Origin of the sequence: Streptomyces sp. 8N114, from assembly GCF_052245835.1 — a bacterium.
GTDB lineage: Bacteria > Actinomycetota > Actinomycetes > Streptomycetales > Streptomycetaceae > Streptomyces.
On sequence record NZ_JBQQBT010000012.1, the window covers coordinates 125,399 to 149,423 of the forward strand.

At 70.1% G+C, this 24,025-nt stretch carries 22 protein-coding genes; 8 read left to right on the forward strand and 14 right to left on the reverse strand.

Annotated elements, in window-relative coordinates; translation table 11 throughout:
• Positions 1–88: 88 nt before the first annotated feature.
• The 5 genes from ACTWQF_RS23740 to ACTWQF_RS23760 form a co-directional block, all read right to left on the reverse strand.
• A complete protein-coding gene (locus tag ACTWQF_RS23740; protein ID WP_443281658.1) occupies positions 89–1,354 on the reverse strand; it encodes a beta-ketoacyl-[acyl-carrier-protein] synthase family protein in 1,266 nt (421 codons plus the stop codon).
• 79 nt (positions 1,355–1,433) lie between these two features.
• Positions 1,434–1,682 (reverse strand): acyl carrier protein, encoded by a 249-nt coding sequence (locus ACTWQF_RS23745; RefSeq protein WP_209263290.1) that lies wholly within the window; start codon positions 1,680–1,682, stop codon positions 1,434–1,436.
• A 72-nt stretch (positions 1,683–1,754) separates the two neighbouring features.
• Positions 1,755–2,789 (reverse strand): ketoacyl-ACP synthase III, encoded by a 1,035-nt coding sequence (locus tag ACTWQF_RS23750; RefSeq protein ID WP_443248457.1) that lies wholly within the window; start codon positions 2,787–2,789, stop codon positions 1,755–1,757.
• A 22-nt stretch (positions 2,790–2,811) separates the two neighbouring features.
• On the reverse strand, positions 2,812–3,759 hold the full coding sequence (locus ACTWQF_RS23755) for an ACP S-malonyltransferase (RefSeq protein ID WP_443281659.1): 948 nt from the start codon (positions 3,757–3,759) through the stop codon (positions 2,812–2,814).
• Between the two features lie 100 nt (positions 3,760–3,859).
• Positions 3,860–5,047, reverse strand: a complete 1,188-nt coding sequence (locus ACTWQF_RS23760; RefSeq protein WP_443281660.1) for a PucR family transcriptional regulator — start codon at positions 5,045–5,047, stop codon at positions 3,860–3,862.
• Between the two features lie 90 nt (positions 5,048–5,137).
• On the opposite strand from ACTWQF_RS23760, the gene ACTWQF_RS23765 reads away from it, so the two are divergent.
• Positions 5,138–5,848, forward strand: a complete 711-nt coding sequence (locus ACTWQF_RS23765) for a pirin family protein (RefSeq protein WP_443281661.1) — start codon at positions 5,138–5,140, stop codon at positions 5,846–5,848.
• A gap of 27 nt (positions 5,849–5,875) precedes the next feature.
• Here ACTWQF_RS23765 and ACTWQF_RS23770 read toward each other — a convergent pair whose 3' ends face one another.
• A complete protein-coding gene (locus ACTWQF_RS23770) occupies positions 5,876–6,691 on the reverse strand; it encodes a serine hydrolase domain-containing protein (protein ID WP_443281662.1) in 816 nt (271 codons plus the stop codon).
• Between the two features lie 79 nt (positions 6,692–6,770).
• On the opposite strand from ACTWQF_RS23770, the gene ACTWQF_RS23775 reads away from it, so the two are divergent.
• Entirely contained in the window at positions 6,771–7,301 is a 531-nt protein-coding gene (locus tag ACTWQF_RS23775) for a MerR family transcriptional regulator (RefSeq protein WP_443281663.1), read from the forward strand.
• Here ACTWQF_RS23775 and ACTWQF_RS23780 read toward each other — a convergent pair.
• From ACTWQF_RS23780 to ACTWQF_RS23810, 7 genes are all read right to left on the reverse strand, one after another.
• Positions 7,280–8,539: an acyltransferase family protein gene (locus ACTWQF_RS23780; protein ID WP_443281664.1), complete on the reverse strand. Its 1,260-nt coding sequence runs from the start codon at positions 8,537–8,539 to the stop codon at positions 7,280–7,282. The genes ACTWQF_RS23775 and ACTWQF_RS23780 overlap by 22 nt on opposite strands.
• Positions 8,529–9,716 (reverse strand): alpha/beta hydrolase, encoded by a 1,188-nt coding sequence (locus tag ACTWQF_RS23785; protein ID WP_443281665.1) that lies wholly within the window; start codon positions 9,714–9,716, stop codon positions 8,529–8,531. The genes ACTWQF_RS23780 and ACTWQF_RS23785 overlap by 11 nt, the downstream gene beginning before the upstream one ends.
• Before the next feature lie 427 nt (positions 9,717–10,143).
• Complete coding sequence (locus tag ACTWQF_RS23790) at positions 10,144–10,878, reverse strand: response regulator (protein WP_443281666.1); 735 nt, start codon at positions 10,876–10,878, stop codon at positions 10,144–10,146.
• Entirely contained in the window at positions 10,875–12,389 is a 1,515-nt protein-coding gene (locus ACTWQF_RS23795) for a sensor histidine kinase (protein WP_443281667.1), read from the reverse strand. The genes ACTWQF_RS23790 and ACTWQF_RS23795 overlap by 4 nt, the downstream gene beginning before the upstream one ends.
• The gene (locus ACTWQF_RS23800; RefSeq protein WP_443281668.1) at positions 12,386–13,264 is read right to left on the reverse strand and encodes a DUF4429 domain-containing protein; all 879 of its coding nucleotides are present in this window, start codon (positions 13,262–13,264) and stop codon (positions 12,386–12,388) included. The genes ACTWQF_RS23795 and ACTWQF_RS23800 overlap by 4 nt, the downstream gene beginning before the upstream one ends.
• Before the next feature lie 119 nt (positions 13,265–13,383).
• The gene (locus tag ACTWQF_RS23805) at positions 13,384–14,643 is read right to left on the reverse strand and encodes an alpha/beta hydrolase (RefSeq protein WP_443281669.1); all 1,260 of its coding nucleotides are present in this window, start codon (positions 14,641–14,643) and stop codon (positions 13,384–13,386) included.
• A gap of 159 nt (positions 14,644–14,802) precedes the next feature.
• Positions 14,803–15,432 carry a TetR/AcrR family transcriptional regulator gene (locus ACTWQF_RS23810; protein WP_443281670.1) on the reverse strand — a complete coding sequence of 210 codons (630 nt, stop codon included), beginning with the start codon at positions 15,430–15,432 and terminating at the stop codon, positions 14,803–14,805.
• A gap of 111 nt (positions 15,433–15,543) precedes the next feature.
• Between ACTWQF_RS23810 and ACTWQF_RS23815 the strand changes: the two genes are divergently transcribed.
• Both ACTWQF_RS23815 and ACTWQF_RS23820 read left to right on the forward strand, forming a co-directional pair.
• Positions 15,544–17,157 carry an MFS transporter gene (locus ACTWQF_RS23815; RefSeq protein ID WP_443281671.1) on the forward strand — a complete coding sequence of 538 codons (1,614 nt, stop codon included), beginning with the start codon at positions 15,544–15,546 and terminating at the stop codon, positions 17,155–17,157.
• A 283-nt stretch (positions 17,158–17,440) separates the two neighbouring features.
• Positions 17,441–17,875 carry a peptidase inhibitor family I36 protein gene (locus tag ACTWQF_RS23820; protein ID WP_443281672.1) on the forward strand — a complete coding sequence of 145 codons (435 nt, stop codon included), beginning with the start codon at positions 17,441–17,443 and terminating at the stop codon, positions 17,873–17,875.
• A 133-nt stretch (positions 17,876–18,008) separates the two neighbouring features.
• Here ACTWQF_RS23820 and aceE read toward each other — a convergent pair whose 3' ends face one another.
• Positions 18,009–20,756 (reverse strand): pyruvate dehydrogenase (acetyl-transferring), homodimeric type, encoded by a 2,748-nt coding sequence (gene aceE / locus ACTWQF_RS23825; RefSeq protein ID WP_443281673.1) that lies wholly within the window; start codon positions 20,754–20,756, stop codon positions 18,009–18,011.
• A 502-nt stretch (positions 20,757–21,258) separates the two neighbouring features.
• Here aceE and ACTWQF_RS23830 point away from each other — a divergent pair.
• The 4 genes from ACTWQF_RS23830 (at position 21,259) to ACTWQF_RS23845 (ending at position 23,964) form a co-directional block, all read left to right on the forward strand.
• A complete protein-coding gene (locus tag ACTWQF_RS23830; protein ID WP_099880468.1) occupies positions 21,259–21,696 on the forward strand; it encodes a DUF3052 domain-containing protein in 438 nt (145 codons plus the stop codon).
• A 269-nt stretch (positions 21,697–21,965) separates the two neighbouring features.
• Positions 21,966–22,424 (forward strand): peroxiredoxin, encoded by a 459-nt coding sequence (locus tag ACTWQF_RS23835; protein WP_443281674.1) that lies wholly within the window; start codon positions 21,966–21,968, stop codon positions 22,422–22,424.
• Positions 22,425–22,621: 197 nt separating this feature from the next.
• Positions 22,622–23,197, forward strand: coding sequence for a TerD family protein (locus ACTWQF_RS23840; protein ID WP_443281675.1), 576 nt, complete (start codon positions 22,622–22,624; stop codon positions 23,195–23,197).
• A gap of 188 nt (positions 23,198–23,385) precedes the next feature.
• A complete protein-coding gene (locus tag ACTWQF_RS23845) occupies positions 23,386–23,964 on the forward strand; it encodes a TerD family protein (protein ID WP_443281676.1) in 579 nt (192 codons plus the stop codon).
• Positions 23,965–24,025: the final 61 nt, after the last annotated feature.

Here is a 24,025-nt window from a genome sequence, read left to right on the forward strand (position 1 = left end):
ATATGTAAGGGGCGGCCTCCAAGGGAGGCCGCCCCTTACCAATGCCGCGACCGGCACTCAGTCCGCGTCCGGAACGACACTGCCCGAATCACACCGTACGGAACGCCAGTACCACGTTGTGGCCGCCGAAGCCGAAGGAGTTGTTCAGCGCGGCGATCCGGCCCTCGGCCGGGAGCTCGCGTGCGGTGTCGCGCACGATGTCGCCGTCGGCCTCCGGGTCGAGGTTGGCGATGTTGATGGTCGGCGGGGCCGTGCGGTGGTGCAGCGCCAGCAGCGTGGCCACTGTTTCGACCCCTCCGGCGCCGCCCAGCAGATGGCCGGTCATCGACTTGGTGGCCGAGATGCCCATGTGGTCGACGTCGTCGCCGAACACCTTGCGCAGCGCCTTCAGCTCCGCAAGGTCGCCCTGCGGAGTCGAGGTGGCGTGCGCGTTGATGTGCATGATCTCGGCCGGGTCCAGGTCGGACCGGGAGACCAGGTTCTGGAGCGCGTGCGCGATCCCGTTGCCCGAGGGCTCCGGCTGCACGATGTCGTGGCTGTCGGCGGAGATGCCCTGGCCGACCGCCTCCGCGTAGATCCGCGCGCCGCGCCGCCGGGCGTGTTCGGCCGACTCCAGCACGATCACCCCGGCGCCCTCGCCGAGCACGAACCCGTTGCGGTCCACGTCGAAGGGGCGGGAGGCGCCCTGCGGGTCCTCGTTGTTCTTGGACATCGCCATCATGTTGGCGAACGCGGCGACCGGCAGCGGGTGTATGGCCGCCTCGGTGCCGCCGGCGACGACGATGTCGGCGCGGCCGGTGCGGATCATCTCGATCGCGTACCCCACCGCCTCCGAGCCGGAGGCGCAGGCGCTGACCGGAGTGTGCACCCCGGCCCGGGCGTTGACCTCGAGGCCCACGTTGGCCGAGGGGCCGTTCGGCATCAGCATCGGCACCGTGTGCGGCGAGACGCGGCGAACGCCCTTCTCGCGCAGCACGTCGTACTGGTCCAGCAGCGTGGTGACACCACCGATACCGGACGCCACGACGGCGCCCAGCCGGTCCGGGTTGACGGAGGCGTCCTCGCCGGCCCGGGCGGTGAAGCCCGCGTCGGCCCATGCCTCACGGGCCGCGATCAGCGCGAACTGCGCCGAGCGGTCCAGTCGCCTGGCCTGGGGGCGGGGGATGTTCTCGCCCGGCTCGACCGCGGCCTTCGCCGCGATTCGTACCGGCATATCGGCAGCCCACTCCTCTTCGAGGAGTCCCACACCCGAGCGCCCGGCGACGAGCCCTTCCCAGGTCGATGCGCTGTCGCCACCCAGCGGTGTGGTTGCGCCGATACCGGTGACGACCACGGAGTGATTGGTCGCGTTCACTGGAATACTCTCCACGGTAGGGGGTGACTCGTTTGAGCCACCCATACGCCGGGTGGCGACAAACGCGTCAACGGATGTCTCAGCTCTGGTGCTTGAGGATGTAGTCGGTCGCGTCACCGACGGTCTTGAGGTTCTTGACGTCGTCGTCCGGGATCTTCACGCCGAACCGCTCCTCGGCGGCGACGACCACCTCGACCATGGACAGCGAGTCCACGTCCAGGTCGTCGGTGAAGGACTTCTCCAGCTGGACATCCTCGGTCGGGATTCCGGCGATCTCGTTCACGATCTCGGCGAGGCCCGAGACGATCTCTTCCTGAGTGGCGGCCATTGCGGCGCTCCTTCGTATATGCGGTGAGTCCGCAGCGCCCGACCCTGTCGTACGGGGCTGCTCGGATCTTGACTAGGGGAGAGTAACGACCGTGGCTGCGTAGACGAGACCCGCCCCGAAGCCGATGACGAGCGCGAGGTCGCCGCTTTTCGCCTTCCCCGTCGCCAGCAGCCGCTCCATCGCCAGTGGGATGGAGGCAGCCGAGGTGTTTCCCGTGGTTTCCACGTCGCGGGCGACCGTGACGTGCTCGGGCAGCTTGAGGGTCTTGACCATCGAGTCGATGATCCGCATGTTCGCCTGGTGCGGAATGAAGACGTCCAGATCCTCGGCCGTTATTCCGGCCGCGTCCAGGGCCTGCTGCGCGACCTTGGCCATCTCGAAGACGGCCCAGCGGAAGACCGTCTGGCCCTCCTGACGCAGCGCGGGGAACTTCAGCGAACCGTCCTCGCTCAGCGGCAGCTGTGAGACATCGCCCACCCGGAAGCCGTCCCAGGGGACGGTCTGGGTGATGACATCCCGCTTGTCACCCTCCGAACCCCAGACCGACGGGCCGATACCGGGCTCGTCGGAGGGGCCGACGATGACGGCTCCGGCGCCGTCCCCGAACAGGAACGCCGTCGAGCGGTCCGTCAGGTCCGTCAGGTCCGACAGCCGCTCGGCGCCGACCACCAGCACGTAGTCGGCACTGCCCTCGACGACCAGTCCCTTGGCGAGGGTGAGGCCGTAGCCGAAGCCCGCGCAGCCCGCGTTGATGTCGAAGGCCGCCGCCTTGCCCGCGCCCATCCGGTCGGCGATCTCGGTGGCGACCGCCGGGGTCTGCTTGAAGTGCGAGACGGTCGAGATGATGACCGCGCCCACCTGGTCGGCGGTGATCCCGGCGTCTGCGACGGCCTTGCCCGCGGCCTCCAGGGTCATCTCGGCGACCGTCTCCTCCGGTCCCGCCCAGTGCCGGGTCGCGATGCCCGAACGGGAGCGGATCCACTCGTCGGAGGAGTCGATGTGCTTGAGGATCTCCTCGTTCGGTACCACACGGGTCGGTCGGTATCCGCCGACGCCGAGAATGCGCGCATACGGCGAGCCCTGCGCGGGCTTGATCTTCGCGGTCATGCTTCTCGGGACTCCTTGGAGGTCAGGCGGACGTGTGTGCGGCGACGAGGTCCCGCGCCGCGGCGAGGTCGTCGGGCGACTTCAGCGCCAGCGTCCGTACGTCCGGCAGGGCGCGCTTGGCCAGGCCGGTCAGGGTGCCGCCGGGGCACAGCTCGATCAGGGCTGTGGCGCCCAGCTGTTGGAAGGTGTCCATGCACAGATCCCAGCGCACCGGGGCCGAGATCTGGTTGACGAGACGGCGCACCACCTCCTGCCCCGACTCCACGATCCGGCCGTCGAAGTTGGAGACGTAGCGGGTGAGCGGTGCCCTGGGCGTGACGCCCTCCACGGCCGTCTCCATGGCGGGCAGCGCGCTCGCCATGTGCTCGGTGTGGAAGGCTCCCGCCACCTTCAGTGCGATGACCCGGGCCTTCTCGGGCTTGTCCGCTGCCAGTGCCGCGAGCTGCTCGGCGGTACCGGCGGCCACGATCTGACCGGCGCCGTTCATGTTCGCGGGGGTCAGGCCGAGCTTCTCCAGGTGCCCGGTGACGACCTCGGGGTCGCCGCCCAGTACGGCGGACATGCCGGTCTCGGCCGTGGCGGCGGCCTCGGCCATCGCCGTGCCCCGGGCGCGGACGATACGCAGCGCCTCCAGCGGGGTGAGTACACCGGTCAGTGCCGCGGCGGCCAGTTCGCCCACGCTGTGTCCGGCGAACGCGCCGACGGCGGCGGCCCGGCCGGGGGCGTCCTGCGTGGGCTCGCCCTCCAGCAGTTCGTAGCCGGACAGCAGGCTGGTGGCGACCAGCAGCGGCTGGGCCACGGCGGTGTCACGGATCGCCTCGGCGTCGGCCTCGGTGCCGTAGTGCACCAGGTCGAGGTCGATGGCGGCCGACCACTGGGCGAGCCGGTCGGCGACGCCGGGGAGTTCGAGCCAGGGGGTCAGAAGGCCAGGCTTCTGGGCGCCTTGGCCGGGAGCGACGAGTACGAGCACTCTTTCACTCTCTCCTGTGGGCAGGGGTCTCGGCCGGTGGGGACCGAGACGAAGAACCGTGAGGGGAATTGTGGACCCTCGACAAAAGATGCCCGTCAGCTTACGGCTGACCCGGGAAGTCGGCGAGACGCCCCAGGATCAGCGCGATACGCAGCGTGAAAGCGGAACGTACATCCGAAGGCGACCAGCCGGTGACATCCGTCACACGTCGTAGCCGGTAGCGGACGGTGTTGGGGTGCACGAACAGCATCCGCGCGGCGCCCTCCAGGCTACTCGCCTGTTCGAGATAGACGCTGAGCGTCTCCAGCAGCGCCGACCCGGCCTCCTCCAGCGGTCTGTAGATCTCCTCCACCAACAGCTCCCGCGCGACCGGGTCACCCGCCATCGCGCGCTCGGGAAGAAGATCGTCCGCCAGCACCGGCCGGGGGGCGTCCGGCCAGGCCGCACACGCCTTCAGACCCGCCATCGCCGCCTGTGCGGAGCGGGTGGCCGCCAGCAGGTCACCCACCACGGGCCCGGCCACCACCGGGCCCGCCGCGAACGGCCCGATCAGCGACTTTGCCGCCTTCAGCGGATCGTTCGAGCCCCCCGCGATCACCACCAGCCGGCTGCCGAGCACGCCCGTGAGCACCTGGAGCTTGGCTTGCCGGGAGGCTCGCCGGATGGCCTCGACCGTCAGCTCGCTGTCGCCGTCCGGTGCGGTGCCCAGCACCACGGCCACATGCTCGGGGGAGTTCCAGCCCAGCGCGGCGGCGCGGGAGACGGCGCCCTCGTCCGCCTCGCCGGAGAGCACCGCGTTGACCACCAGCGACTCCAGCCGCGCGTCCCACGCCCCCCGTGCCTCGGCGGCCTGCGCGTACACCTGCGCGGTGGCGAAGGCGATCTCCCGCGCGTACACCAGCAGCGCCTCCCGCAGCACTGCCTCGTCCCCGGGCGCCGCCACCTCGTCGATGGCCGTCTCGACGACCTCGATCGTGGTGCGCACCATCTCCACGGTCTGCCGCAGCGTGATCGCCCGCGTCAGCTCGCGCGGCGCGGTTCCGAACACGTCCGTGCTGATGGCCTGCGGCGTCTCCGGGTGCCGGAACCACTCGGTGAAGGCCGCGATACCCGCCTGCGCGACCAGGCCGATCCAGGAGCGGTTCTCCGGCGGCATGGCGCGGTACCAGGGCAGCTGCTCGTCCATGCGCGCGATGGCGGCGGCGGCGAGCTTCCCGGAGGACTGTTCCAGTCGGCGCAGGGTGGCCAGGTGGGGGTGCTGGGGTGGTGGATCTGTGGCTTCGGGCACGGGACAAGCCTGCCTTACCGGATGTCCTTTCCGGGCGCGGGGGCGGACAGGGGACCTTTCGAGCAGTGGCCCGGCACTACCGTGGGGCGCATGGCACAGATGGTGTGGCGGGCCGAGGACCGGTACCGGGGCGGCGACCAGCAGGCCGGGATCGACACCCGGCACGCCTTCTCCTTCTCCGGCTTCTACGACCCCGACAACGTCGGCTTCGGACTGCTGGTGGCCTGCAACGAGGAGCGCCTCGCGCCCGGCGCCGGATTCGACGAGCACCCCCACCGTGACGTGGAGATCGTCACCTGGGTCGTCGAGGGCGAACTGGAGCACCGCGACTCCGCCGGGCACACCACTGTGGTGCGCCCAGGAGACGTGCAGCGGCTCGGCGCGGGCAGCGGGGTGCGGCACACCGAGCGGAACGCGGGCGAGGGACCGCTGCGTTTCGTCCAGATGTGGCTGGTGCCGGGTGCGTTCGGTACCGAGCCCGAATACGAGCTGGTCCGTGGCATCGCGGACAACACCCCCTTCGCCCTGCCGCGCACCGAAGCCGTGCTGCACGTACGGCGGCTGGCCGACGGGGAGCGCACTGCTGTGCCGCAGGCCGCCTTCGTGTACGTCCATGTGGCGCGCGGCCGGGCACTGCTGAACGGTACGACCCTGCACCAGGGTGACGCCGCGCGGCTGACCGCCGAACAGGCCGACCAGCGGAGCACCGAAGCGGCCGTACAGAGCGAGCTGGAGCTGCGTGCGGAGGGCGGTGCGGAACTCCTGCTGTGGGAGATGCACGCGGAGCCCGTGTACGGCTGAGCGCCACCGCAGTGCGCTGCCGTACGGCTAGCCCCGCAGCTCCGCCAGCACCGCGTCGGTGAACGGTGTCCACGCCTCCACGGCCCACGGGCCGAAGGCGCGGTCGGTGAGGGCCACACACGCGGCTCCCGCGTGCGGGTCCACCCACAGGAACGTCCCGGACTGACCGAAATGCCCGAAGGTGCCCCGCGAGGACGTCCCGCCCGTCCAGTGCGGGGACTTGGTGCCGCGGATCTCGAAGCCCAGGCCCCAGTCGTTCGGCTTCTGGTGGCCGTAACCGGGCAGCACACCGCTGAGCCCCGGAAAGACCACCGAGGTCGCCTCCCGCACCGTGGAGGGATCCAGCAGTGTGGGGGACTGGAGCTCGGCAGCGAAGCGGGTCAGGTCCGCCAGTGTGGAGACGGCGTCCTTGGCGGCCGAGCCCTCCAACTCGGTACCGGACATGCCCAGCGGATCGAGCACCCCTTCGCGCAGGTACTGCGGGAAGGGCATCTCGGTCGCCTTGGCCAGATGGTCGGCCAGGGCCTCGAAGCCCGCGTTCGAGTAGATCCGGCGGGTGCCCGGCTCCGCCATCGACCGGTGCTCGTCGAAAGCGAGTCCGGAGGTGTGCGCCAGCAGATGCCGCACTGTCGCTCCCTCGGGACCGGCCGGCTCATCCAGCTCCACAGCGCCTTCCTCCAGCGCCATCAGCGCCGCATACGCGGTCAGCAGCTTGGTGACGGAGGCCAGCGCGAAGCGCTGCGTGGCCACACCATGCGTCCCGGCCACGCTGCCGTCGGCACGTACGACGGCCGCCGCCGCAGTGGGCACCGGCCAGGTCTCGATGATCCGCAGGCTGTCCATGGGAACGAGCCTAACGGCACCGATTTGCCGTCGATTTTGCCCTTGCTTGGAGTGCGCTCCAACTCCGTAGCGTTCACTTGTGACCGTGACGCAGACCGAGAGACCACGTACGCCCGAGCACGACCGGCCCGCGCAGTGTGCCGACACCCGCGGCGGCCACCCACGGCCGGACGGACAGGACAGGTACACCATCAGCGAGGTGGCGGCGCTCAGCGGCCTGAGCGCTCACACACTGCGCTGGTACGAGCGGATCGGCCTGATGCCGCACGTGGACAGATCCCACACCGGACAGCGGCGCTTCTCCAACCGCGATCTGGACTGGCTGGAACTGGTCGGCAAACTGCGGCTGACCGGGATGCCGGTCGCGGACATGGTGCGCTACGCCGAGATGGTGCGCCAGGGCGAGCAGACCTTCGCGGAACGCCAGGCGCTCCTTGAGGCCACCCGCAAGGACGTGCTCGAACGGATAGCGGAGCTGCACGACACCCTCGCCGTGCTCGACTACAAGATCGACCACTATTCGCGGAAGACCGGTGACCTGCCGGCCACCCGCGCCGTCCAGTCCCACATCACCCCCGCCCCGTCGGCTCACACCACGGCGAACGCGTAGAGCGCGAACGCGGCGGCCAGCGCACCGGCCGCCGCCCGTGCGCCTCGCCCGGCGCTGCGCCACGGCGGCTCGAACCGGCGGGTGACGCTGCCGATCGCCACCAGTGCCATCGCGAACAGCGGCAGCCACGCCAGCCGGGCGAGCACCCAGCCGAGCGAGTCCGGCGCCGTGCTCAGACCGGCCACCGCACCCAGCCGCGCGGTGGGCACGGCCACGGCCAGCATCGCCGTCTGGTGCCAGCACAGGATCGTCATCGCCGACAGATTGACCCCCACCACCGGCGCCCACAGAGCCGGGCGGCGCAGCACGCGGCCGATCCACCCGTGCAACAGGACAGCAGCACCGCACTGCACGGACGCGAGCGCCAGCACCAGCAGCGAGGGCGGATGCGAATTGGTACGCGTCTGCCCGGGGACGCCCACCATGGACGCCGGATAGTCGAAGACGACCAGCAGCACGGCGAACAGCACAACGCCCCCGGAGAGCAGCACAGCAGCACCCCCGCGACGCAGCCTGCCCACACCCCAGCACGCGCCCAACTGGTAGCCGAAAAGCCACCCCGGCAGCAGGTTGAGCAGACCGAGCCAGGACGGCACCTGCTGCCCGTACGGCCCGTACCGCAGGAAGTCCACCATGGCGACCGTCACCAGCAGCGGCACCGCCGTCCACCCACCCCACCGCTGCGCCGCACGCACGCAGTACGGCGTCAGCGCGGTGACGCCCGCGTAGACGGCAACGAACCACAGCGGCTGCACCACCAGCACCGCCCCTGTCCGCAGCGTCGCCTCCGGTACGCCCAGAAACGACAGCACGGGCAACAGCGCGGCCCACACCGCCGTGACGCCCAGCACAGGACGGCCCAGCCGCAGCAGCCGCCCGCGCAGCCAGTGCCCGGCCGTCTCGCCCCGCGAAGTGGCGCGCCGCAGTGAGAGCACCGAGGAGTAGCCACCCACCAGGAAGAAAACGCCCAGCAGTTGCAGCATCCAGCTCAGCGGTGCGAAGAAGCCCAGCGTGGCCAGCGGGCTCGCGTTGTGCAGGGCGCCCTCCGGGCCGCGGGTGAACCCGCCGAGCATCCAGTGGCCCAGCGGAACGGCGAGCAGCGCCAACGCACGCAGCCCGTCCACTGCCCGGTCGCGATGCGGGGGAGTGCGCTCCTCCACGGTACGGACAGCTTCCCGGGCCCTGCGCAGCAGCGGGTGGGCGGAGGAGGCGGTGCGGACACCGGATTCAGCGGGCATCGGCGCACTCCTGGGAGGCGGGCGCGCACCGGACGGAGCCGTAGGCGCGCAGCGCGATGGAAGCGAAGTTGTCTAGCGAGTCGGTGCCCGGCTTCAGATAGCCGCCGTGCCCGTCGGCCTCGGCCGCAGTGACGACGCGGGCACCGAACCCGGCGTCCGTCGGGTCGGCGCCGTGTCCCAGGCCGAGCAGCTCGACGTGGGGGACGTGGCCGATCCAGTCCCCGGCGGCACGTGCGGCCCACACCGGCACCCTGGTGTGCAGCGCAGCCGCCGAGCCGGTGCGCATCCCGGGGGAGCCGAAGACGATCAGATCGGCGGCGTCGGACCGGCCGAGCCGGGACGCCGCCCGGCCGCACACCACCGAGCCGTAGCTGTGGCACAGCACGGCGGGTGCGGGCGCCCCGGTCCGCGCCAGACCGTGCAGGAAGCGCGCCAGTCGCGGTGCGCCCGCTTCCGCGAGCCGCCCGGTCGCGGCGTCGGGGCCGATGCCGACGGGCGTCGTGTAGCCGACCCACGCGATCACCGCGGTGCGGGTGTGCGGGGCGCGCGCGGTCATCCGGTCGCGCAGCGCGGTGGCCATCCCCGCGGGCTTGCCGTAGCGGTTCTTCCCGTCGCCGTCGAAGGTGGTCAGATCGACGTCGGAGCCGGGGACGACGACGGCGGAGCGGGTGGCGTGCGCCAAGTCCCCGTAGACCTCGGCGACCTGGCCCCGGCCGCGCGGATCGAAGGCGAGGATCTGCCGCCCGGGAGCGAGCAGTTCGGCATACTGCCCGGCCTTCTTCCTGGCCTCCCGGTGATCCTCCCGCGTCAGCCCGGCATCCCGTACCCGCCCCAGCTCCGCCCGCCGCTCCTCCTTGAGCGCCAACCGGTTCGCCTGGTAACGAACACGTAGGGGGGCGCCGTCCAGATTCCCCACCGTCAGCGGATGCCGCCGCACCAGCGCCCGCCGCTCCCTCCCGCTCAGCTCCGCGAAGAATGTGGCGACCCGTTCGGGGCTCGCGGTTGCGGGGCCCGGCAGCGTGCGCCCCAGCGAATGGTCCGCGCGCCATGCGGCGGCGCCCGGTGCGGGCCCGGTGACCGGGGTCTGCTCCGTGCCGCTGGTGACGCCGGCGGTCGTGGCGAAGACGGCCGCGACGAGCGGGGCGACGAGCAGAGCACGCTTGCGGCGGCGCTTCATATGGGGTGTCCCTCCTCCCGCCGCCCGACCGGAGTCTCCGGCAGCGGCAGAAGGAGAGTGCGGGCCCGCCTCTACGCCGGGCGTCACACCGCGGAGCCAACTCGCGGGTGCTACCGGGGTAGGGGGTGGAGGAGAGTGTGACGCGGGCCGGAAGCGTGAGCACCACACAGTGCTGCAGGGGGAGCGGGAGCAGCGCGGGGACACCGGACCGGGAGCCGCCCCGTGGAGGGCTGGTGGTCACCGGTGCGGCGTTGTTGACCGCCCAGTGGGGAGTTAGCGGTCGCCTGGTGCGACGTTATCGGTCGCCCGGCGAGAAGTTAGTAGTCGCCCAACGCGAAGTCAGTGGCCGCCCAGTGCGGAGTCAGCGGTCGTCCGGTGCGAAGTCAGCGGTCGCCCAGTGCGAAGTCAGCTGTTCCCCGGCAGGACATCAGTGGTCGCCCGGTGCGACGAGCCCCGACTCGTAGGCGAAGATGACTGCTTGAGCGCGGTCGCGCAGCCCCAGCTTGGCGAAGATGCGGCTCACATGGGTCTTCACCGTCTGTTCGGCCAGCACGAGCGATTCGGCGATCTCGGTGTTGGACTGCCCGCGGGCCACCAACTCCAGCACTTCGGTCTCGCGTTCGGTCAGCGCCTTGAGCCGCAGCTCGGGCGCCGAGGCGCGCCCCTTGCGCGGAGCGGTACGGGACCGCTGCCGGGCGAACTCCGCGATCAGCCGCCGGGTCACCGAGGGCGCCAGCAGTGCCTCCCCCTCGGCCACCACCCGGACCGCGGCGATCAGGTCGGCCGGTGGCGCGTCCTTGAGCAGGAAGCCGCTCGCTCCGAGCCGCAGCGCCTCGTACACGTAGTCGTCCACGTCGAACGTGGTGAGCATCAGCACCTTGGGCTGATGGGTGACGCCGGGCGGCGGGTCGAGCAGCTGCTGCGCCGCCTCCAGGCCGTTCAGCCGCGGCATCCGTACGTCCATCAGCACGACGTCCGGGTGGGCGCGGCGGCACAGTTCGACACCGGCCAGGCCGTCGGGTGCCTCGCCCACCACGTCGATGTCGCTCTGTGCGGCCAGCAGGGCGGCGAACCCCGCGCGGACCATGGCCTGGTCGTCGACGATGACCACGCGGGTCACCCGGTCCGTCGAAAAGGCGCCGGACGCGCCGATGCCGTTCATGCGGTCGCGGAACCCCTCGTGTCCTTTGAGTCCTTCTTGCCCTGCTTGCGCTTGCTCTGCCGGTGCTTGTCCTGCCTGCGCTTGCCCTGCTGCTTCTGCTGGCTCTGCTGGCTCTGCTTGTTCCGCTTACGGTCCGCCCTCTGCCGGTCCTGCCCGCTGTCCTCCGGACCGGTGTCCTCCGCGGTGTCGTGCGGCTCTTCCAGGGCGGTGACGGGCGGCCTCAGCGGCAGTCGGGCGGCGACGCGGAAGCCGCCGTCGGGCAGCGGGCCGGCCTCCAGGCTGCCGCCGACCAGCCGTACCCGCTCCCGCATTCCCACCAGCCCGTGTCCGGTGCCGGCCGTCTCCAGCGGCGCCGCCTCAGGCTCGGGCGAGGGCCCGTTGACGACCAGCACGGACAGGAAACCCTGCGGCGCCGTCACCGAGATCCGGGTCTGTGCGCCGGGTGCGTGCCGTACGACGTTGGCGAGCGCCTCCTGCACGATCCGGTACGCCGACAGCGTCACGGTCGGCGCCGGCGCGGAAACCTCGTCTGCTGCACCGTCTTCGCCCTCAGGGAGGGAGATGTCCAGTTCCGCGGGAACCCCCGCTCGTACGGTGGCCTCCACGAGCTGGTCCAGCCTCTCCAGGCCGGGCTGCGGTGCCCGCTCGCCGCGGGTTTTCTCGCTCCTCAGGACGCCCAGCAGGCGGCGCATCTCGGTCAGCGACTCGCGTGCCGTGGCGGCGATGGAGCCGAACTCCTCGCGTGCCGCCTCGGGCATTTCCGAGATCCGGTAGGGGGCGCTGTCCGCCTGCACGGTGATGACCGACATGTGGTGTGCGACCACGTCGTGCAGTTCCCGTGCGATACGGGCGCGCTCCTCCAGCAGGGTGCGCTGGGCGCGTTCCGCCTCGCTGATGGTCTCCTGCTCGGCCAGCCGCCGCTGTGCCTCCGCCCGCTCCCGCAGCGTGGCGCCGAGCAGCAGTACGACGCCGCTGAGCACGATCAGCAGGACGTTCGTCCCCTCGCTGAGCTCTGGTGAGACGAAACCCAGCACCAGTGAGGCGGCCACCGTGACGAGCCAGACGGCCAGCAGGGTGCGCCGGCTCTCCCGCAGCGCCAGCGCCAGGCACAGCACCAGGTACCCCACGATCACCGCGGGTGGCCATGGCCAGGGGCGGCCTGCGTTCCCGTCCGCCGTCAGCAGGGCGAGGGCACCCAACACGTCGGCGGTGAAGATGATCCACCAGGCGGGCAGCGGTCTGGTCACGGCCAGCAGCAGCGGCGCCGCCTGGGTCACCCCGAGCGCACCGGCCAGGCCGCCCTGCAACCTGTACTCGTTCGAGAGCAGCTGAATGGTGACCGGGAGCAGCACGACGGTGAAGAGGAACGCCACCACATAGGGCAGCCGCCGCACCACGCGGGACGAGGCGTGCCCCAGCAGCGGCTCGTGAGAGGCGGCGGGCGTGGCCAGCGCGGTCCTCAGCGAGCGCAGCTCGGCGCGCAGGCGGGGCGCCACAGCGCGAACGCTCACAGCTCCGCCAGCAGCTCTGCCTTCTTGGCGGTGAACTCGTCGTCGGTCAGCAGCCCGGCGTCGTGCAGCTCGCCGAGGTGCCGGATGCGCTCGGCCACGTCGGCCGGGTCCGAACGGTGCGGCTGGGGCGCCGCGGGGGGCGTACGGATGTTCTGCAACTCCCGTACCGGGTCGGCCGCGCGTACCGCCTCCAGGACCGAGGCGGCGAAGGGCAGCGATTCGTAGACGGGGCCGTAGCCGAGGCCGAACACCACGGAGGCCGGGTCCTGGTCGGCCTCCGCGAGCATCTCGGCTCCGCGCGGGCGCAGCCGCAGGTGGCCGCTGAGCCCCTCCGGGGAGCGCCATTCGACGTCTTCCAGCTCTCCTACGGGGAAGAACTGGTCGCCGGCTTTCCATTTGGCTGTGGAGGCGCCCGTCCAGAACCAGCGGAAGGCGACCACCTTGCCGTCGAAGGATGCCTTGCCGTCGTACGCCTTGAAGCTCTGCGGCGCTGCCGGTGCGGCGACCAGATAGTGCTCGGCGGGTTTGGCCGTCTCCCCGGGCAGTGCGGCACGCAGCTCGGTCGCGTAGTAGTCCGCCAGCGTCTCGCGCTCGGCGGGCAGCACCAGGCGGTAGGGGTCGCTGCTCTCCTTCAGCTGTCCGGCAGCCGCTTCCAGCAGCGGGTCGGCGCCCTCGCGGGGCACGGCGCGCAGCACCACGGTGCCGCGTTTGCCGCCCGGGGCCAGCTCGACGGCGCTCAGCGCCTCGTACGGAACACGCCGCTCTCCGAGCACCTGGAAGAGCTTCGGTGTGCGAATCCCCCGTTCGAAGCGGATGAGCACGGAGTCCGAATCGAACTCCCAGGTGGAGTGAATTCCAGCCAGTACGTCACCCATGTGGGCCATCGTATGCGTCGGTCGGCTCTCCGTCCCCCCTCCGCCGCTCTCTGCGACGCTACGCGCGCTGATTCGGGGCGTACGGCGTCCCGAGAGAGCTCGGGCGCCCTTGCGTGATGTCAGGCCGCGCCCGGGACGAAGGAGCACTTCGGGTCCGAGGAGTCGCAGGAGACGTCCTGGTAGGCGCCGGTGCCGATCGCGGCGAAGTTGGCGAGGCTGTGGGTGTGCGGCACGAAGTAACCGGTGTGGCCAACAGCGCCCCGCGCCGACAGATGCCGGGCACCGAAGCTGTCCGCGACCGGGTCGGCGCCGTGCCCGAGCCCGCCGACGTCCATGTGGGGCACGTCGGCGATCCAGTCGTCGCTGTCCCGCATCGCCCAGATACGGGCCCGGGTGCCGAGCTGCGACGCGTTGTCGGCGCGCATCCCTGGGCTGCCCGACACCGCGATGTCGGTGACGCTCTCCGGCAGCTGGTGCGCCGCGACGCCGCACACCACCGAGCCGTAGCTGTGGCAGAACAGCGCGACCTTGGGGGCAGGGCCGACCGAGGTGGCGGGCAGGGCCTGCAGCAGCCGGTTCAGCCGTACCGCGCCCGCCTCGGCCGGGCCGCCCGAGGCGGCGTCCACGCCGAGCCCTGCCGGCGCGGTGTAGTCGGCCCAGGCGATCGTCGCCGTGCGCATACCGGGGCGGGCGGTGTGCTGCTGGCGCTGCAGCGAATCGGCCATGCCGACCGGTGCGGAGTACTGCCGTGCCGTCTTCTCGAAGGTCAGCAGTTCGGTGTCGACCCCGGGGACGACCACCGAGACGCGCTGGGCGTCCCGCAGATCACCGAAGACCTCGGCTGCCCGGCCGCGTCCTGTCGGGTCGAAGGCGAGGATCTGCCGACCGGGGCGCAGCATCGACTCGAAGCGGTGCATCCGCTGCCCCGCCTGGTGGCGGCCCTCGTCCGTCAGCCGCTGGTCCCGCATCCGTTTGCGCTCGGTGTCGCGGGCCTGGAGCAGTGCCGTGTGGTTGGCCCGGTAGCGCATCTCCAGAGGGGCGCCGCCGAGGTTGCCGACGACCAGCGGATAGCGTGCGGCGAGACCGCGCTGCTGTGCTGCGGTCAGCCCGGCGAAGTAGCGCGCGATGCGGCTGGGCGAGGCGTCGGGGTCGGGCAGCGGGCGGCCGGCGAAAGAGCCCTTCTCCCAGGCGTGCAGTGCCGCTGCGCGGGGACCGGCGTCGGCCTGGTGCTTGCGGACTGCCGTCCAGCCGGTCGTCGCCAGCAGTACGAAGACGACGGCCAGGGCGAGCAGCGCACGCCAGGCCGTGATGCCCGGGGCTCCCGACGTGGGGACGCCTGATCCGGACAGCGGGTTGCCTAGTGCGGAGAAGTAAGTCACTGGAGCGACACCCTAGGAGATGCCGCGCAGTGGTCCCGCATTCATGGGCGTCGCGTGAGTCATCTCACGTTTCGTAATCCGCCGTCGGGTCAGTCCCGCGCGCCCGTTTGGCGTACTGGTCACCGTGCGCAACTGCCGTGCAGGGGACGGCAGTCGGGTTCAGCGCTGCTTGTCCCAGTCCGCCGAGAGCGCGGGCCCCAGTTGCGCTACGTAATCACGGGTGACCTCGCGCGCCAGCTCCAGGGAGGCGTTGCTGCTCAGGCTCCATTGCCGTCCGGCGGTGCGCATCACACCGCTGAAGGCCGCCACCAGTACCCGTGGCCGCGGGTCCTTCTCGGCGTCCAGGCCGGTGCGCCGGGCGATCTCCTGGACGAGCTTCTCCTCCATCAGCGACGAGTGCCGAAGGTGCGCGGCGAGCAGCGCGGGAGTCACCTCGATGATCTGGCACATCTTCAGGTGCAGGTCAAGTGGTGTGATTTCCTCCACGGCCTCGCCGACCTCGTCCCACACGTCGTCGAGGGTGGTGCGCAGGCACTCCAGCGGAGGCTCTCCGGGCGGGCGGGCGCAGACGGCCTCGTAGTAGAGCTGTCCCACCATGTCCTGCATGAAGAGCGCGACTTCCTCCTTGTTCGCGAAGTAGCGGAAGAAGGTGCGCTGGGAGACGTCGACGGCTTCGGCGATCTGGTCGACCGTGGTGGTTTCGTAGCCCTGCGTGACGAAGAGCTCATGGGCCGCCAGGATCAGGGCGTCCCTCGTGCGCTGTTTCTTCCGTTCACGCAGACCGGTCAAAGCCGCTTCCTCTCCTGGTTCGGGATGCTCACGATACGTGAGCTTCGTTTGACATTTACCGGCTAATAGTTTGGTTTGTCAATTGTCAGTCGCTGTCATTACTCTCGCGCTATGAGCACCCAGACCAGCACCGTCGCGCATGGCGCGCCGGATCCAGCAAGCCCCGAGGGTGGTGGCCGGGAGACCCGCGGCGGGCTGCGCGGGCACCCGTGGCTGACTCTCGTCACCGTCGCCTTCGGTGTCGCGATGGTCGCCCTCGACGGGACGATCGTCGCCATCGCCAACCCCGCCATCCAGGACGACCTCGACGCCTCCCTCGCCGACGTCCAGTGGATCACCAACGGCTATCTGCTCGCGCTCGCGGTCTCGCTGATAACGGCGGGCAAGCTGGGTGACCGCTTCGGGCACCGCCAGACCTTCCTGGCCGGTGTGGTCGGTTTCGCGGTCGCCTCCGCCGCCATCGGAATGTCCGGCAGCGTCGCCCTCGTCATCACCTTCCGCGTGCTCCAGGGCATATGCGGCGCCCTGCTCATGCCCGCAGCGCTCGGACTGCTGCGCGCTTCCTTCCCCGCGGAGCGGCTGAACGCGGCCATCGGTATCTGGGGTGCGGTCATCGGCGCCTCGACCGCGGCCGGGCCGATCGTGGGCGGACTACTGGTCGAGCACAAGGGCTGGGAGTCGGTCTTCTTCATCAACGTCCCCGTCGGAGCGCTCGCGCTGGTGATGGGGCTGGTGCTGCTGCTCGACCGGCGCGCTGAGGACGCTCCCCGCTCCTTCGACCTGCTGGGCATCGTCCTGCTGTCGGGCGCGATGTTCTGTCTCGTCTGGGCGATCATCAAGGCCCCCGACTGGCACTGGGGTGACCCCAAGACGCTCGGCTTCCTGGCGGTCTCCGTGGTGGCCTTCGCCCTCTTCGGCTTCTGGGAGACGAAGGTCAAGGAGCCGTTGCTGCCGATGAGCATGTTCCGCTCGGTGCCGCTGGCCGCCGGCACCGTACTGATGGTGCTCATGGCCTTCGGTTTCATGGGCGGCATCTTCTTCGTCACCTTCTACCTGCAGAACGTCAACGGGCTCTCGCCGGTGGACAGCGGACTGCGGCTGCTGCCGCTGACCGCGATGATGATCGTCGCCTCGCCGCTGGCAGGCACCGTCATCACCAAGGTCGGCCCGCGCATCCCGCTGGTCTGCGCCATGGTGCTGGCCGCCGTCGCCATGTTCGGCCTCTCCACGCTGGAGACGGACAGCGGCATGGCGATCACCTCCCTCTGGTTCGCCCTGCTCGGGCTGGGGCTCGCCCCGGTGATGGTCGGCGCCACCGAAGTGATCGTCGGGAACGCCCCGTTGCAGCACGCCGGTGTCGCGGGCGGTCTTCAGCAGGCCGCCATGCAGGTGGGCGGCAGCCTCGGTACGGCCGTGCTCGGTGCCGTGATGGCCTCCCGGGTCGGCAGCGAACTCCCGCACAAGTGGGCCGAGGCCAAGCTGCCGCCGCTGCCCGAGAAGAAGGAAGCCGCCCTCAAGGACGCCGCCGAGGTCGGCATCGCGCCCGTACCCAAGGGCACGCCGGAGCAGATGGCCCAGGCGATCAAGCACGTGGTGCACGACTCCTTCGTCTCCGGCATGAGCCTGGCGTTCGTCTGCGCGGGCATCGTCTCGGTCCTGGCCGCGGGCGTCGCCGTCTTCACCAGCCGCGGCAAGAACGACGCAGGTCCGTCCGTTCACGTCTGACGGGCCGTCGGGCGCACATCTCCCGTGCCCGGCGATGCACCTGACCGGCCGTCGGTGCACATCCGACGGACAGAACGCGCACATCTGACGGACCGGAATTATTCCGGCATTCTCCTGGCCCGGTAGCGCCGGGACGGTGGATAACTCGCGAGTTGTGGACAACTCCGCCACCTGTCCCGGTGAACCGGGCCGCTTGCTCTTGGCGGCCCTTCGGCGGGGCGGACATGCTGGTCACACGCCGGGCGAGCACGTGCCCGGCCTTCAGCGGGGGGAGTGATCAGCCATGAAAGGCATGTTCGGACGAGGTCCGAGGACGGCGGCCGGGATGCTGGCCGCGACAGCGCTCGCGGTGGTGCTCACAGCCGCCGCGCAGCCGTCGGGAGCACAGACGCAGCACGGGCCCCAGCAGCGAGCCGCAAAGCAAGGCGACGGTTCCCGGCTGGGCAAGTGCGGGCCGGGTGAGCTGTGTCTGTGGGAGCGCCCGCGGTTCAAGGGGAAGCCGCACGTCAACGAGTTGAGCGGCATCGACATCGAAAGCTGTACGCCACTACGGGGCGGGGCCTCGGCCACCTCGGTGGCGAACCGCACGGGTCGTCCCGTCACGCTCTATCAGAGCAAGAAGTGCGCGGAGACGGCCGAGTTCGACACCTACCCCTCAGGCTCCTGGACACCTGAGCTGCCCTACCGGGCACGCGCCTTCAAGGTCTGGGAGCACTGAGATGCCCGCCGCATCCGCGGGGCGCCTGCACGGGCCCTGCATGCGAGCGGCCGGGTGCGGTCCTGGAGCGGACCGCACCCGGCCGCCCGGCCCGGGCCGGGAGCCGGACGGCTCCCGGCGTACGGGACCTGGCTCAGGCGTCGCCGCCGGCGGTGCCCGGGTCGGCCGCCGCCACCTCCAGCAGCTGGTAGCGGTCGATGGCCTGCTTCAGCGCGGAGCGGTCCACCTTCCCCTCCTTGGCCAGCTCGGTCAGCACGCCCAGCACGATCGACTGCGCGTCGATGTGGAAGTAGCGGCGTGCGGCGCCCCGGGTATCGGCGAAGCCGAACCCGTCGGCACCCAGCGACTGGTAGGTGCCCGGAACCCAGCGCGAGATCTGGTCCGGTACGGCCCGCATCCAGTCCGAGACCGCCACCTTGGGTCCCTCGGCGCCCTGCAGTTTGCGGGTGACGTAGGGGAGGCGCTGCTCCTCGTCGGGGTGCAGGAGGTTGTGCTCCTCCACCTCCACGGCCTCGCGCCGCAGCTCGTTCCACGAGGTCGCCGACCACACGTCGGCCTTCACATCCCACTCGTCGGCGAGGATCCGCTGTGCCTCCAGCGCCCACGGCAGGGCCACACCGGAGGCCAGGATCTGCGCGGCGTGGGTGCCCTGCTCGCCCGCCTGGTAGCGGTAGAGCCCCTTGAGGATGCCCTCCACGTCCACGTTCTCCGGCTCGGCCGGCTGCTGGATGGGCTCGTTGTAGACGGTCAGGTAGTAGAAGATGTCCTCGCCCTGCGGGTGTTCCTCGCTGGAGCCGTACATCCTGCGGAGCCCGTCCCGGACGATATGGGCGATCTCGAAGCCGAAGGCCGGGTCGTAAGCGACCGCCGCCGGGTTGGTGGAGGCGAGCAACTGCGAGTGGCCGTCGGCGTGCTGGAGGCCCTCACCGGTGAGCGTGGTGCGTCCCGCGGTGGCACCCAGGACGAAGCCGCGCGCCATCTGGTCGGCCATCTGCCAGAACTGGTCGCCGGTCCGCTGGAAGCCGAACATCGAGTAGAAGACGTAGATCGGGATCAGCGGCTCACCGTGGGTGGCGTAAGCGGAGCCCGCGGCGATGGCGGCGGCGGTGCAGCCCGCCTCCGAGATGCCGTCGTGCAGCATCTGCCCGGTCGGCGACTCCTTGTAGGCCAGCAGCAGTTCGCGGTCGACGGACTCGTAGAGCTGCCCCAGCGGGTTGTAGATCTTGGCCGAGGGGAAGAACGAGTCCATTCCGAAGGTGCGGTACTCGTCGGGCGCGATCGGCACGAAGCGCTTGCCGATCTCCTTGTCCCGCATCAGGTCCTTCAGCAGCCGGACGAACGCCATCGTGGTGGCGATCTGCTGCTGCCCCGAGCCCTTCTTCAGCGTGGCGTACGCCTTCTCGTCCGGCAGTTGCAGCGGCTTGGCCCGGTTGACCCGCGTCGGTACGTAGCCGCCGCACTCCTTGCGGCGGTCGTGCATGTACTGGATCTCTTCCGAGTCGCGGCCCGGGTGGTAGTAGGGCGGCAGGCCCGACTCCAGCTCGCTGTCGGGGATCGGCAGGTGCAGCCGGTCGCGGAAGCCCTTGAGGTCGTCGACCGTCAGCTTCTTCATCTGGTGGGTGGCGTTGCGGCCCTCGAAATTGGGGCCCAGCGTCCAGCCCTTGATCGTCTGCGCCAGAATGACGGTCGGCTGCCCCTTGTGCTCGGCTGCCGCCTTGTAGGCCGCATAGACCTTGCGGTGGTCGTGGCCGCCGCGGCCCAGATGCAGGAGCTGGTCGTCGGTCATGCCCTCGACCATCTTGCGCAGCCGCTGGTCACCCCCGAAGAAGTGCTCGCGGATGTAGGCGCCGCTCTCGGTCGCATAGGTCTGGAACTGACCGTCCGGCGTCGTGTTCAGCTTGTTGACCAGCACGCCGTCCCGGTCCTGGGCCAGCAGCGGGTCCCAGGAGCGGTCCCACACCAGCTTGATCACGTTCCAGCCGGCGCCCCGGAAGTAGGACTCCAGCTCCTGGATGACCTTGCCGTTGCCGCGGACCGGCCCGTCCAGCCGCTGCAGGTTGCAGTTGATGACGAAGGTGAGGTTGTCCAGCCCCTCACGGGCGGCCAGCGAGAGCTGGCCCAGCGACTCGGGCTCGTCCATCTCGCCGTCGCCGAGGAAGGCCCACACCCGCGATTTGGAGGTGTCGGCGATGCCGCGGGCCTCCATGTAGCGGTTCATCCGCGCCTGGTGGATCGCGCCGATCGGGCCCAGGCCCATGGAGACGGTGGGGAACTCCCAGAAGTCCGGCATCAGCCGCGGGTGCGGATAGCTGGAAAGCCCGTGCGGTGCCTTGCTCTTCTCCTGCCGGAAGCCGTCGAGCTGGGCCTCGCTGAGCCGGTCGAGCAGATAGGCGCGGGCGTAGATGCCGGGGGAGGCGTGCCCCTGGAAGAAGATCTGGTCGCCGCCGTCGCCCTCGTCCTTGCCACGGAAGAAGTGGTTGAAGCCCACGTCGTACAGCGAGGCGGAGGAGGCGAAGGTGGCGATGTGGCCGCCCACCCCGATCCCCGGACGCTGGGCACGCGAGACCATGACCGCCGCGTTCCAGCGGGTCGCGTTCAGAACCTTGCGCTCGATCTCCTCGTTGCCGGGGAAGAACGGCTCGTCCTTGGTCGCGATGGTGTTGACGTAGTCCGTGCTGCGCATCTCCGGGACGGCGACGCGCTTCTCGCGGGCGCGCTCGATGAGCCGGAGCATGAGATAGCGGGCGCGTTCCCGTCCGCGCTCGTCGACGGCGGCGTCGAGCGAGTCGAGCCATTCCCGGGTCTCTTCAGGATCGAAATCCGGGACCTGGCTGGGAAGGCCGCCAATGATGATCGGGTTGCGATCGGATCCGGAAGCCACGCTGTTCCTTCGCTGTATCGGTCGGGTGGTGCTCGGGGGCCGGGCGGCGGTGGACGCCGTGGGTCGTGGTGGGTGGCGTGCCGCCTCCATCGTGTACCGCCGCCGCTGTGTCGTCACCTCTACCGATAAGTAACCCAGCACCTCTCGAGGCGGACCGGAAGGGTGGCTTACGCAGGGACAACGTGGCGGTCAAACTGCAACCTTACGCCCGTTCCGGGGCGGACCCGCACTCCGCTCCGGTCACCCCAAACATCCGTTCGGCCCGGGGATGCACCCCTACGGCTCCCCAGGCTCAGCCGGGGCAAACCTGGCAGATCCCAGCGGCTGCAATGTGGCCTGAATCACTCTCGATCAGGCATTGTGGGATGAGACGTCAACGTTTGGGCGGGATCGAAGGCCGGGTACTTGCGTGATCCGGCCCGCCCGTGTGGACTACGGCTCATGCCTCGCGTACGCGCGGGGCCGCAACCCCATATTCGCAAGACATGACTGGAGGCAATCCGTGAGCGCGACCGCGGACCACGCGGAGGAGCGGACCAACCCCGCCGCAAGGCTGGGTTTCCAGCCCGGGCAGGTGGTCCAGGAGATCGGCTACGACGACGACGTCGACCAGGAGCTCCGCGAGTCCATCGAGGAGATCACCGGCACGGAGCTGGTCGACGAGGATTACGGCGATGTGGCCGACGCCGTGGTGCTGTGGTTCCGCGACGAGGACGGTGATCTGACGGACGCGCTGGTGGACGCGACCACGATGATCGACGAGGGTGCTCCCGTCTGGCTGCTGACCCCCAAGACGGGCCGCGAGGGCTACGTGGAGCCCAGCGACATCGGTGAGGCGTCCCAGACCGCCGGTCTCTCCCAGACCAAGAGCTTCAACGCGGCCAAGGACTGGACGGGCAGCCGTCTGGTCACCCCGAAGGGCGCCCCGAACAAGCGCTGAGGCGGCACCCCCGCTCCGGTCGCCACGGCGTCGGCGCACCGCGTCCGGCGGCGCTTTCAGGATGCTTCCCGTTCGGGATCCTTCCGTCCGGGCCCCGTCCTGGTCCGGACCCCGTCCTGGCTGCCTCCTGGCGCCGCATTCGATTGCTACCGGTGTGTGCCCGACGTGTTCCGGCGGGTATTCGACGAGCCCCTGACCGGCCCCTGGCCGGCAGGGGCTCGGTGCATAGGGTGGGGGCGTCTTTGTCCGCCCACCGAAGGGAACGTGCCATGGCGATCGAGGCCGGCACCAAGGCGCCCGACATCGAGCTCAAGGACCAGCACGGCCAGGCCGTGCGGCTCTCCGACTATCAGGGCAAGAAGAACGTCGTCCTGCTCTTCTACCCCTTCGCCTTCACCGGTGTGTGCACCGGCGAGCTGTGCGCCCTGCGGGACGAGCTGCCCCGGTTCGTCAACGACGATGTGCAGCTGCTGGCGGTCTCCAACGACTCGCCGTTCGCGCTGCGCGTATTCGCCGAGCAGGAGGGGCTGGAGTACCCGCTGCTGTCCGACTTCTGGCCGCACGGCGAGGCGTCCCGCGCCTACGGGGTCTTCGACGAGGAGAAGGGCTGCGCGGTGCGTGGCACCTTCATCATCGACAAGGAGGGCACCGTGCGCTGGACCGTCGTCAACGGTCTGCCCGACGCCCGGGACCTCAAGGACTACGTCACGGCGCTCGAGAAGCTCTGACGCTGCCGGCCGCCGCGCCGGGGGGCGCTTCCAGGCGCTCCCGGCGACGCTCGGAACAACCCCGATTCCGCTCTGTAAGAGGGCTGTGTCCCGGGGAACCGCTCACTAGGATCGAATCGTTGATCCGACGGCATCCACAAACACGGGGGCACGCGGTGCTCCTCAGGAATCACCGAAACAACTGACCAGGAGGACTCGTGGGAGTCAGCCTCAGCAAGGGCGGCAACGTCTCGCTGACCAAGGAAGCGCCCAACCTGACCGCGGTCATCGTCGGTCTGGGCTGGGACGCGCGTACGACCACCGGCAGCGACTTCGACCTCGATGCGAGCGCCCTGCTGACGAACGCGGAGGGCAAGGTCGCCAACGACCAGAACTTCGTGTTCTTCAACAACCTCAAGAGCCCCGACGGCTCCGTGGAGCACACCGGCGACAACCTCACCGGTGAGGGAGAAGGCGACGACGAGGTCATCAAGGTGAACCTCGTCGGGGTGCCCGCTGACGTCGAGAAGATCGTCTTCCCCGTCTCGATCTACGAGGCGGAGAGCCGTCAGCAGAGCTTCGGCCAGGTGCGGAATGCCTACATCCGCGTCCTCAACCAGGCCGACAACGTCGAGCTGGCGCGCTACGACCTCAGCGAGGACGCATCGACGGAGACGGCGATGGTCTTCGGCGAGCTCTACCGTCACGGCGCGGAGTGGAAGTTCCGCGCCATCGGCCAGGGTTACGCCTCCGGCCTGCGCGGCATCGCGCAGGACTTCGGCGTGAACGTCTGAGGAACCCGACGGGTATCCGCCACCGGCCCGCGAGCGGGCCGGTGCGGCACGCCTGCCGGGGACCGGCAGCCACGGGCGCCGCAGACTTCCGTGACCCGGAGGTGTGCGGCGCTCGGTGGTACGGAGACACTTGGATCCACCGTGGTGCGCTGCACGGTCGTGCCACAAGCCGGGGAGAGGACCAGAACATGAGCGTGACGCTCGCCAAGGGGGGAAACGTCTCCCTCTCGAAGGCCGCACCGAATCTGACCCAGGTACAAGTCGGTCTGGGCTGGAAGGCCCGTTCCACCACGGGCGCCGCCTTTGACCTCGACGCGAGCGCACTGCTGTGCTCCGGCGGCCGGGTCCTCGGCGACGACTACTTCATCTTCTACAACAACCTCAAGAGCCCCGAGGGCTCCGTCGAGCACACCGGTGACGAACTGGTCGGCGGCACCGGCAGCCAGGACGACGAGACGGTGCTGGTGGACCTCTCACTGGTCCCCGCGCAGGTGGACAAGATCGTCTTCCCGGTCTCGATCTACGACGCCGAGAACCGGCACCAGACATTTGGCCAGGTCGCCGAGGCGTACATCCGCGTCATCAACCGGGAGGACGGGATCGAGCTGGCGCGCTACGACCTCACCGAGGACGCCTCTTCGGAGACGGCAATGATCTTCGGGGAGCTGTACCGCTACAACGGAGAATGGAAGTTCCGCGCAGTTGGCCAGGGGTACGCGTCGGGGCTGAGGGGCATCGCTCTAGACTTCGGCGTCAACGTCGCTTAACGGCGGCGGTCGCCTGGTTGCGGCACACTGCCTGGACGGCTCCGAAGTGGTGGTCGTCCCG